Here is a 3,147-nt window from a genome sequence, read left to right as displayed (position 1 = left end):
TGTCCAGGTCATGCCGACTATATTAAGAATATGATCACTGGTGCAGCCCAGATGGATGGAGCTATTCTGGTAGTATCTGCTGCCGATGGACCCATGCCCCAGACCAGAGAACATATTTTACTTGCCCGTCAGGTAGGAGTCCCCTACATTGTGGTCTTCTTAAACAAGGTAGATATGGTAGATGACCCTGAACTGATCGAGCTGGTAGAGATGGAAGTAAGAGAGCTATTAAGTGAATATGAGTTCCCGGGAGAGGAGATTCCCGTAATCAGAGGTTCGGCCTTAAAGGCCCAGAAGTGTGCTTGTGGTAAGGAAGATTGCCCCTGGTGTAGTGGGATCCTGAAGCTTCTTAAGGCGGTAGATGATTATATTCCTACTCCTAAGAGGGATACCGATAAACCTTTTCTTTTATCCGTAGAAGATGTCTTTTCTATTACCGGTAGAGGGACTGTGGCTACCGGTAGATTAGAGCGGGGAGTAGTCAAGATAGGTGACCCTGCCGAGATAGTGGGACTTGCCCCCAAGGTGCAAAAGACCGTAGTTACCGGAGTAGAGATGTTCCGTAAGACGATGGATCAAGCCGAGGCCGGAGATAATATTGGTCTCCTCCTCCGAGGGATAGACAAAGATCAAGTTAAAAGAGGTCAGGTAGTAGCGGTTCCGGGTAGTATCACTCCACATACTAAATTTAAAGCCGGGATCTATATTTTAACTAAAGAAGAGGGTGGTAGACATACCCCCATCTTTAGTGGTTATCGTCCTCAGTTCTTTTTCAGGACTACCGATGTAACCGGTACAATTACTCTTCCTGAAGGGGTAGAGATGGTTATGCCCGGGGATAATGTGACTGTTACTGCTGAACTGATTACCCCTATTGCTATGGAAAAACAGCTCCGTTTTGCTATCCGAGAAGGAGGGCACACGGTCAGTGCTGGAGTAGTAAGTGAGATAATAGAATAAAATCGTATTGCGTATCGCGTTACAAAATATAAAATGCGAATGAGTATTGATAAGTAAGAGGAGTAGGGGCGTATTGCATACGCCCTTACCTATTCGCTATCCGTTAGTAAATACGAGATATTAAATACGAAAATTCTCAACAGTGTAGGGGTTCGATTCATCGAACCCGCAAGGAATTGGGGCGGATAAATCCGCCCCCTACGAGAATAAAATAATGAAAAAAAGAGAAAAATAGGATAAGAAATAAAAGGATTCAACGAACGACGAAAAAGGAAAATAATAAGGGGGTGAAATTAAATTTAATGCAAAAAATAAGAATTCGCTTGCAAGCCTATGATCACAGAATATTAGATAATTCTACATTAAAAATAATAGATACTGTAAAAAAAATTGGAGGAAAATTTTCTGGTCCTATACCTTTACCAACAGAGATAAATAAGTATTGTGTTTTACGTTCACCACATGTAGATAAAAAGTCGAGGGAAGAGTTCGAAATGAGAACTCATAAGAGATTAATTGATATTTTAGAACCTTCCACTAAGACCATAGAGGCGCTGATGCATCTTGATTTGCCATCAGGAGTAGACATTGAGATTAAAACTTTGGAATAGAAAATAAATAAGGTAAACCAGAAGATTTTACTCTTATAATTGTTTGAGGGAAGCATATTAGATAAATTAAAAATGTTTATTAAATCGAAAAAGTTGAATTGTTTTAATGGTTAATGTTATTATATATAAATTATATTAATAAAAATATTAGGCCCGGGGGTGGAAGTACAAATGGGAGCAGGAATATTAGGAGAAAAGATAGGAATGACCAGAATATTTACTAAGAATGGAGAGTCTATTCCGGTAACTGTAATTTTAGCTGGTCCTTGTCGAGTGATTCAGCGAAAAAATTTAGAAAAAGATGGTTATAATGCAGTACAGTTGGGTTTTAAGGAAGTAAACAAAAAAAAAGTTTCTAAACCTATAATTGGTCATTTTAATAAATTTAAAGTTGAACCTCTAAAATATATGAGGGAGTTTAAAGTTGATGATTCTAATAAATATTCATCTGGAATGGAAGTAAAAGTTGATATTTTTAAAGAAGGAGATAAAGTAGATATTATAAGTATATCTAAAGGTAAAGGATTTGCGGGTGCAATAAAAAGACATCATTTTTCAGGAGGACCAAAGACTCATGGCCAAAAGGAATATTTTAGATCAGTTGGTTCAATGGGTGCTACAGATGCGGCTCGAGTATTTAAAGGAAAAAAGTTGCCAGGGCATATGGGAAGTGACAGAGTAAGTATGAAAAATATAAAAGTAGTAAAAGTTGACCTGGGAAGAAATTTAATTTTAGTAAAAGGTTCAGTTCCCGGTGCAAAAGGAACCATGGTTATAATTAATAAAATAGTATAATTTGAAGTATATTTTAAGGTATAGGAATTTCAATAATTCCTATACCTTAAATAAGGAAGATGATTTATTATGAAGAATATTAAAGATAAGATATTCAAGGGTGTAATAAATATTGCGGTGAGGGCGAATTAAGGGGTTTTCAAGGGGAAGAATTCCCCTTGAATATCTTACCAGGGAAGGAGGATTAGTTATGATTGACCTGCCGGTTCAAAATATTAAAGGAGAAAATATAGGAGAAATTTCCCTAAGAGATGATATTTTCAATACTAAAATAAACAAATATCTTGTTCATCAAGTAGTTAAGCATTATTTAGCTAACAAGAGAAGAGGGACTGCTTCCACAAAAAATAGGAGCGAAGTAAGAGGTGGAGGAGTTAAACCCTGGAAACAAAAGGGAACTGGAAGGGCTAGAGCAGGAACGAACCGTTCACCTATTTGGGTAGGAGGCGGAATAGTATTTGGACCTGCTCCCAGAGATTATTCCTTTTCTTTATCTAAAAAAATGAAGGTTGTTGCTCTAAATTCAGTGCTTTCAGATAAAGTAAAAAATAAAGAATTTATAATTATAGATAAATTATTTTTAGAAGAAAATAAAACCAAGAGGATGGTAGAAATTTTAAAAAATTTGCAAGCCTCCAAAAAACCATTAATAATAATTGAAAAAGAGGATAATGGTATATCACAAGCAGTAAGAAATATTAAGGGAGCAAAGGTTTTACCTGTATCTAAAATAAATACCTATGATCTTATAAATCAAGGAAAAATAATAATTACCAAAGAC

General features: G+C 36.3%; 4 protein-coding genes. All 4 read left to right on the top strand.

Annotation, left to right across the window (positions count from 1 at the left end; translation table 11 throughout):
- Positions 1–960, top strand: a 960-nt coding sequence (tuf, locus tag COZ07_RS07975) for an elongation factor Tu (RefSeq protein ID WP_406608036.1), incomplete at its 5' end; no start/stop codon positions are given.
- 302 nt (positions 961–1,262) lie between these two features.
- On the top strand, positions 1,263–1,571 hold the full coding sequence (rpsJ, locus tag COZ07_RS07970) for a 30S ribosomal protein S10 (RefSeq protein ID WP_406608035.1): 309 nt from the start codon (positions 1,263–1,265) through the stop codon (positions 1,569–1,571).
- Between the two features lie 171 nt (positions 1,572–1,742).
- On the top strand, positions 1,743–2,366 hold the full coding sequence (gene rplC, locus COZ07_RS07965; RefSeq protein ID WP_406608034.1) for a 50S ribosomal protein L3: 624 nt from the start codon (positions 1,743–1,745) through the stop codon (positions 2,364–2,366).
- A gap of 190 nt (positions 2,367–2,556) precedes the next feature.
- Positions 2,557–3,147: 50S ribosomal protein L4 (gene rplD, locus COZ07_RS07960; protein ID WP_406608033.1), on the top strand; the 591-nt coding region annotated here is incomplete at its 3' end.

Origin of the sequence: Candidatus Infernicultor aquiphilus, from assembly GCF_002784285.1 — a bacterium.
GTDB lineage: Bacteria > Atribacterota > Phoenicimicrobiia > Phoenicimicrobiales > Phoenicimicrobiaceae > Infernicultor > Infernicultor aquiphilus.
This window is presented reverse-complemented; position numbering and strand designations above follow the sequence as displayed.

Bases quoted from the DNA above. Each gene is read 5' to 3' on its own strand.
- rplC (WP_406608034.1), top strand. From the start codon at position 1,743: ATGGGAGCAGGAATATTAGGAGAAAAGATAGGAATGACCAGAATATTT.
- rpsJ (WP_406608035.1), top strand. From the start codon at position 1,263: ATGCAAAAAATAAGAATTCGCTTGCAAGCCTATGATCACAGAATATTA.